Source organism: [Phormidium] sp. LEGE 05292 (assembly GCF_015207735.1).
GTDB lineage: Bacteria > Cyanobacteriota > Cyanobacteriia > Cyanobacteriales > Aerosakkonemataceae > Floridanema.
In genome coordinates, this window is record NZ_JADEWG010000235.1 from 1 (window position 1) to 6,877 (window position 6,877).

The window sequence follows — 6,877 nt, forward strand, 5'->3', positions numbered from 1 at the left end:
GACAAGGGGACAAGGGGATAAGGGGACAAGGAGATTAAAGGAGATTAGGGAATGGGTAAGGATTCAATTAGAAGTCATGAAGATTTGGAAGTTTACCAAATGGCATTTGATGCGGCAATGAAAATCTTTGAACTATCCAAAAAATTTCCTGTAGAAGAACGATATTCATTGACAGATCAAATTCGTCGGTCATCTCGTTCTGTATGTGCCAATTTAGCTGAGGCTTGGAGAAAACGACGTTACAAGGCTGCTTTTCTGGCGAAATTGAATGAGTGTGAAGCAGAAGCAGGCGAAACTCAAGTATGGATTAAATTTGCTGTTAAATGTAACTACTTAGATGTTGAGTTAGCTAGAGAAATTTACGTCATTTACAACCGAATTATAGGGTGTTTGGTGAGTATGATTAATAATCCTTCTGTTTGGATAATAGGGGACTAAAGATAACCTTAGTGATGGAGAAAGTGATGGAGAAAAGGAAGACTAAAATAGAACTCTCTCTCCTTGTCCCCTTGTCCCCTTGTCCCCCAGTCCCCTCTGCCTAACTGAGGATTCTGAGGCGAACAATTTGTTGCCCTTCGTCATCTAAGGGGACTTCGATGACTTCGCCGGAGAGACGTTCTATGCAGGAGAGTAGCGATCGCAAATGTGGTGTACTCGCGCCTGTGTCTACGTAAAGTCGATCGGCTAAAGTGCCTAAACGTTTCCAAGTTGTGAAAAATTTGGCGATCGTTTGTTCTAATTGTGCCGCTTGTTTTACTAAGTCAGAAGCAGTATTTAAACAACCAACTCGCAAGGCATCTTCTAATGCCATTTCAACATCAATTGATGATTGATTAATTGCTTGTACTTGAGCAGCAGCATGGAGATATTTTGCTAAATTCCGCGCATCAGAAGTTACTTGTTTTAGTTTATCTACTGTTGGTTCTTCGGCAACTTCTTCTTGAAGGAAACTAATATGAGATTCGGGTAGTTTACCTAATTCTTTAACTAAAGGTGTTAGGTAGCGGGAAGGAAGGGTATGATCGGCGACTTTAGCTTTCACTTCTTCGGGGAGGAGATCGGAACTCATTGCTGTCCATTCATCGGTTAATTGACGGACTTCTCGCCTGGTGATGCGATCGCCTTTTTGCGCGGCTTCTGTCACCATTTGTTGTACTTCTGGTGAAGATTTTGCTGTTTCGACAAAAGCACGTTTACTGAAGTTTCTAATAGCATCTGGATCTAGTTTTCCTTCTTCTAGTAAAGTATCGGCGCTATTAGCTAATTCAATTAAGGAATATGCTTGACTTTTGCTAATTTCTCGCTCTTTTAGCCAGTTTAAAAAGCCGCTACCTCTGCCTTCACCACGTTTCTTTTCTCTGTCGCGGATTGCCCTTAAAATGCGTCCGCGCCAAATTTCGGTTAGCAGATCGAAGCGATCGCAAACTTGCCAAGCGGTATCTAACTGTTCTTGAAATTCCCGATCGGGAATTTCTTCATCTTCAGGATCGGGGAGTTGAAAGTTGATATCGCTAATACCTTCTAAGGCAGATGCGAGGTCTTCTTGGGACAGAGGATGTTCAGGCATGGAAGCGCGATCGTTAGGTCACAGAAGGATCATTATTGCACGATCGGTCGAGAGATGCAGCGAACTACTAGAGATTTTCTCATTTTGTAGTCCAAAAATCACAAGTCTTTAAAAATTTGGCAAGTAAAATTAGTTACTCTAATATAAGTGACTCGACTGCCAAGGTATTCCCTTCATTTATGGACTTCCCGAACCCAGAACACGCAATTGACTACCATCCATTAACTGTATCTCCTAATACGCCTTTACTAGAAATGATGTCTTTGATGAACCAGGTTCGAGGGAGAAACTGTGTTTTAGATAATCAAACAGAAACTAAAGGCAAAAATTCCAGTTCACCAGAGGTTTCTCTGTCCGCTGATTTAGTCGAACAAGAAGTAAATAGTTGCGTTTTAGTAATTGAAGAAGATTATATCAAAGGTATAGTTACTGAAAGAGACATCGTAAATTTGCTGGCAACAGGGCAAAACTTAGCTGTACCTGTTGCTGTAATTATGACTAAACAAGTAATTACTTTATCTTTATCTCAATTTAAAGATGTTTTTGTTGCCTTAACATTATTGCGGCAACATAAAATTCGCCATTTGCCAATTGTAGACGATCGGAACAAATTAATCGGTATTGTCACAGCAGGAACTATTCGTCGGATTTTACAACCCGCCAGCTTATTGGCAATGCGCCGCGTAGGTGATGTGATGACAAGAGAAGTAATTCAGGCGACTAGTAACACTTCAGTTTTGCATTTAGCTCAATTAATGAATCAACATCAGTTGAGTTCAATTGTCATTACCTCTGAGCTAAATTCTCAAGAATTGATTCCTTTAGGAATAGTTACTGAAAGAGATATTGTACAAATGCAGATTTTAGATTTGAATTTAGCACAAGTTTCGGCGGAAACTGTCATGAGTCAACCGTTATTTTGTCTGCATCCAGAAGATTCTTTGTGGTTGGCACACCAAGAAATGCAGCGGCGGTTAGTGCGCCGTTTAGTAGTTGTTGGTAAAGCAGGTGAGCTTGTCGGAATTGTGACTCAGAGTAGCATTTTGCGATCGCTAGATCCGATCGAATTATACAATGTCGTCGAAACACTACAACAATTAGTAGAAAATCAAACAACTCAGCTAATTCAAGCTAATCAACAATTACATCAAAAAACAGAAGAAGTCTACCGTGCCTTAGAAAAAGAACAGGAACTTAATAAGATCAGATCGCAATTCATTTCCATGATTTTCCACGAATTTCGTAATCCCCTAAGTGCGATTCTTATGTCAGTTCAAAGCCTGGAAATGCAGAATTACAAGCTTCCCGAATTAAGAGCAAAAAAATTTTTGGAACAAATTCAAAATTCTGCTCAACAAATGCTCAAACTTATAGAAGATCTTTTGGTAATAGGCCAAACTGAACTAGGAAAAATTCAAGCTAATCCTGTACCAATAAATTTAGCATATTTTTGCCGACAACTGTTGGAAGAATTACAAATTTCTGATAACAGTGGACATTATTTAAACTTTACTTGTCAGGACAAACAAGATTTCTTTTTTGATTTTGACGAACAAAGTTTGCGTTATATTATTTCAAATTTATTATCTAATGCTCTTAAATATTCTCCTCAAGGCAGTACTGTCAAGTTAATACTTTCCGTTGATACAGAACAGGCAACTTTTCAAGTAATAGATCGGGGAATTGGCATTCTTCCAGAAGATAAATCAAATTTGTTTGAACCGTTTTATCGTGGGCAAAATGTTCATAGTATTGCAGGTTCAGGTTTGGGGTTGGCTATTGTCAAAAATTACGTTGAATTACTCAAAGGTCAAATTACTTTTACTAGTGAAGTTGGAGTGGGAACAACTTTTACTGTAATCTTGCCTCTAAATAATTCATAAACTACAAGAGAATCTACTTTCATTTCACTCTCAGCAAATTAGTATTCCGTAGAAACTCTAAAATTGATTCATTCACAATTTCTGGACAACTTGCTGAAGGATCGTGACCACAATCAGGTAAAATCTTTAATTGAGAACCGGGTAAACGTACTTGTAATTTTTTCCCATTAATCACATCAAACCATTGGTCTTGTTCTCCCCATAAAATTAAAGTTGGGCAATTAATTTTGGGCAAGTTTTCTTGAATTTTACTGATAATATTGGGTTCTTTATTCAATAAGCGTTCAATTTCTCTGGCGGAATTTCGCAATTCTTCAGCGTATTTGGTAATGGCGTTGGAAAAGTTAATATATGGGTAAGAAATCCAGTAAATATCTTCGTCAGCGATCGATTCTGGATTAACTACTACTTCGTGCCGTTCAATTTCAATAATTCGCCGCACCATTGGCGCAAACATTTTTGTAAGTCGCAAATTATCCACAGTTCGCACTAAATCCATTGGTAAATAAGACAGTAACCTCATGGCGCGATTTGGTAATCTTTGCGGGAAAATTGGCACATTTATGACTACTAAACCTGCGAATAATTGGGGATATGAACTAGCTGCACCTAATGTTACTAATGCGCCTAAAGAAATTGCTACAACTATAGCAGGTTCATCGGCTAAGGCTTCAATAATTCGCTTGATTTCAACGATCTGATGTCCTACTTGTTCGGCGTATAATGGTCGATCGGAAAATCCATGACCTTTAGCATCGAAACAAATTACGCGAAAGTGTTGGGACAATCTATCAATGTTGTGTCGCCAACCGTAACTCCAACTGCCAATCCCATGTACTAAAAATAAAGGTTTACCTTGGCCTTTTTCCCCATAAGCAATTTTTACGGGATAACCGTTAGCGTCGGTAATTGTAACAGTTTGCCGACCTTTTGGAAATGTTGTTGACCACCAATCTTGCATTTCGATCGCTCCCCACTATTGAAGGATTCAGCTTATTTGTTACCTGTAATCAGGTTGAAAAGAAAACTAATTATCAAGATGCTAATCGTACCGACAACTGCGACAAACATAATTAACCCAATTAGCAACAAAACCAAAAACCATTTATCTGGTTTCTCATTTGATTCTGGTAATTGTAAATACTCTTCTAGCAAGGCGACATTTCTGACGTTAGCTTTCCAAGCCACATCAAATATGTCTCCGGCTATGGGTACGCTTCCCGCAAACGTATCAAAAAGAATGTTAGAAAACATTCGGATTAAAACTTCTTTTGGTAATCCCAACATAGCGGATTCCCAAATGATGTAAGCGGCGAAGAAAGCTGAGACTGTATCGCCTCCACCGGGGATTAATCCTAAGATTGGATCGATACCAAAGCGAAATTTTGTTCCGGGAATGGCAATGGCATTATCTAATACATGACTAATCCTCCGCAGACGCTTGAGGGTGGATGCTGTACGTTGGGATTTTGTAATCATAGCGATCGAAAAATAAGAAGAGGTTAAGTTTTATAAGTTTTGCTTGGGCAAAATCCAGTATATTTAAAGCTAAATCTTAAATCTTGCACAAGGGGAGGTAGAACCTCCCAAATATCGTTACTAGGTTCAACCTGGTAACGAAAAACAGAGGCTCTGCCTCTAGGTGCAAAATGTAAGTATGTGGGCATTTTGTCTTTATATAAGCAGCTGCTAATTAGAAATTAAAGATATGAGTCAAGATGTTAGTCAGTGGATAGCGGAAATTCAGGCTATGCGGGAGCAGGTAGCGGATGCACGGCGCGATCGCGATACAGCCCTGGAAACTGCTACCAAGTGGAGTGAGCTTTACAACCGGGAAGCAGAACAACGTCGCACTGAAGCTAGGCTATCACAGGAAATGATAGAGTCACTCAAGGCAGAAATCCAGCAACTAAAGGCTGGTATTACGCTAAAAACAGATGATTCTCTCGATGTATCGGCTATTTCTCAAGAGGTAGAACAGCTGCAAACTGTAGGGGAATTGCAGCAGAAATTGATTGAAGTGACGATCGATCGCGAAAAATTAATTAACGCCTTAAAAACCGAACAAGAAAACCACATTAACACTCGCCAAAGTTTGACTACTGCTTTGAGCGATATGGTAGATCTCCTCACCAAACATTCTGGTAGCGACACGGGGGAAACTACAACAAAACTGAAGAGTGAGGAGAAGCAGCGGGAACCTGCCAAGTTACCCGAATCAACTAAACAGCCTGTACAATTACCAACTAAAGCTAAAAGCCCATCACTTCAGCTACCGCCGACAAGACCGGCTCCACCCCGCTCTTAAATTGGTTTTCACAGTGTTTAATTGCTGTATCTGGGTCTTTTAGTCCATTTCCGGTGAGGACACAAACTACTGTGGCACCGCTGGGAATTTGGTCTTGGACTTTTAGCATCCCGGCAACGGAAGCAGCACTAGCGGGTTCACAGAAAATTCCTTCTTCGGAAGCTAGTAACCGATAAGCTGCCAAAATTTCTGCGTCGGTGACGGCGTTGAATGCTCCTTGGCTTGCTTGTTGTGCAGCGATGGCTTTTTCCCAACTCGCTGGGTTGCCAATGCGAATGGCTGTGGCTATGGTTTCGGGATGGGCGACTGGTTGACCTGTGACAATGGGTGCGGCTCCAGCGGCTTGAAATCCCATCATTTGCGGTAAGCGATCGCATTTTCCTTCTTGATGGTATTGACAAAAACCCATCCAATATGCTGTGATATTTCCCGCATTACCAACCGGGATGCACAACCAATCAGGCGCATTACCCAAAGCATCAACTACTTCAAAAGCACCTGTTTTTTGCCCTTCCAAGCGATAAGGGTTGACCGAGTTTACCAAAGTTACCGGGTAGCTTTGGGCCATATCCCGGACAATTTTCAGCGCATCGTCAAAGTTACCTTTAATTGCCAGCACTTCTGCGCCATAAAGTAAAGCTTGAGCTAATTTACCCAAAGCAACATAACCATCAGGAATCAACACAAACGCCCGCATTCCACCACGTCGCGCATAAGCAGCAGCGGCAGCGGAAGTGTTACCAGTGCTAGCACAAATCACGGCTTTGGCACCAGCTTCTTTGGCTTTCGAGATTGCCAAAGTCATGCCTCGGTCTTTAAAACTTCCAGTGGGATTGAGTCCGTCAAATTTTACGAAAACGCGGACTTGTCTGCCTATTTTAGAAGCGATCGCCGGAACCGGAATCAACGGTGTATTGCCTTCTAATAAAGTCACTACAGGCGTGTCAGAAGTCACTGGCAAATAAGGACGATAGGCTTCGATAAGACCAGGCCAGCTTTTTAGTTTAGAGTCAGCAAGGGAAAGACTAACACTCACAGATACAACACTACTCCGAAATATACCCTCAGTTTACCTTGTAAGGTTCTTTCGTGGGCAGAGGTGCAGGGGAGGTGGGGAGA

General features: G+C 41.0%; 7 protein-coding genes. 3 read left to right on the forward strand and 4 right to left on the reverse strand.

Annotated elements, in window-relative coordinates; translation table 11 throughout:
• Window positions 1-51: 51 nt before the first annotated feature.
• The gene (locus IQ264_RS30710; protein ID WP_193986208.1) at window positions 52-438 is read left to right on the forward strand and encodes a four helix bundle protein; all 387 of its coding nucleotides are present in this window, start codon (window positions 52-54) and stop codon (window positions 436-438) included.
• Window positions 439-538: 100 nt separating this feature from the next.
• Here the strand turns inward: IQ264_RS30710 and IQ264_RS30715 are convergent, their stop codons facing one another.
• Window positions 539-1,567: a hypothetical protein gene (locus tag IQ264_RS30715; RefSeq protein ID WP_193986209.1), complete on the reverse strand. Its 1,029-nt coding sequence runs from the start codon at window positions 1,565-1,567 to the stop codon at window positions 539-541.
• Window positions 1,568-1,746: 179 nt separating this feature from the next.
• On the opposite strand from IQ264_RS30715, the gene IQ264_RS30720 reads away from it, so the two are divergent.
• On the forward strand, window positions 1,747-3,450 hold the full coding sequence (locus tag IQ264_RS30720) for a CBS domain-containing protein (protein ID WP_193986210.1): 1,704 nt from the start codon (window positions 1,747-1,749) through the stop codon (window positions 3,448-3,450).
• Between the two features lie 19 nt (window positions 3,451-3,469).
• Here IQ264_RS30720 and IQ264_RS30725 read toward each other — a convergent pair whose 3' ends face one another.
• Together IQ264_RS30725 and IQ264_RS30730 are read right to left on the reverse strand one after the other, a co-directional pair.
• A complete protein-coding gene (locus IQ264_RS30725) occupies window positions 3,470-4,411 on the reverse strand; it encodes an alpha/beta fold hydrolase (RefSeq protein WP_193986211.1) in 942 nt (313 codons plus the stop codon).
• Window positions 4,412-4,443: 32 nt separating this feature from the next.
• Window positions 4,444-4,929, reverse strand: a complete 486-nt coding sequence (locus IQ264_RS30730; RefSeq protein WP_193986212.1) for a DUF4112 domain-containing protein — start codon at window positions 4,927-4,929, stop codon at window positions 4,444-4,446.
• 229 nt (window positions 4,930-5,158) lie between these two features.
• Here IQ264_RS30730 and IQ264_RS30735 point away from each other — a divergent pair, with 229 nt between their 5' ends.
• Entirely contained in the window at window positions 5,159-5,758 is a 600-nt protein-coding gene (locus IQ264_RS30735) for a hypothetical protein (RefSeq protein WP_193986213.1), read from the forward strand.
• Here IQ264_RS30735 and thrC read toward each other — a convergent pair.
• Entirely contained in the window at window positions 5,703-6,794 is a 1,092-nt protein-coding gene (gene thrC, locus IQ264_RS30740) for a threonine synthase (protein ID WP_193986214.1), read from the reverse strand. The genes IQ264_RS30735 and thrC overlap by 56 nt on opposite strands.
• Window positions 6,795-6,877: the final 83 nt, after the last annotated feature.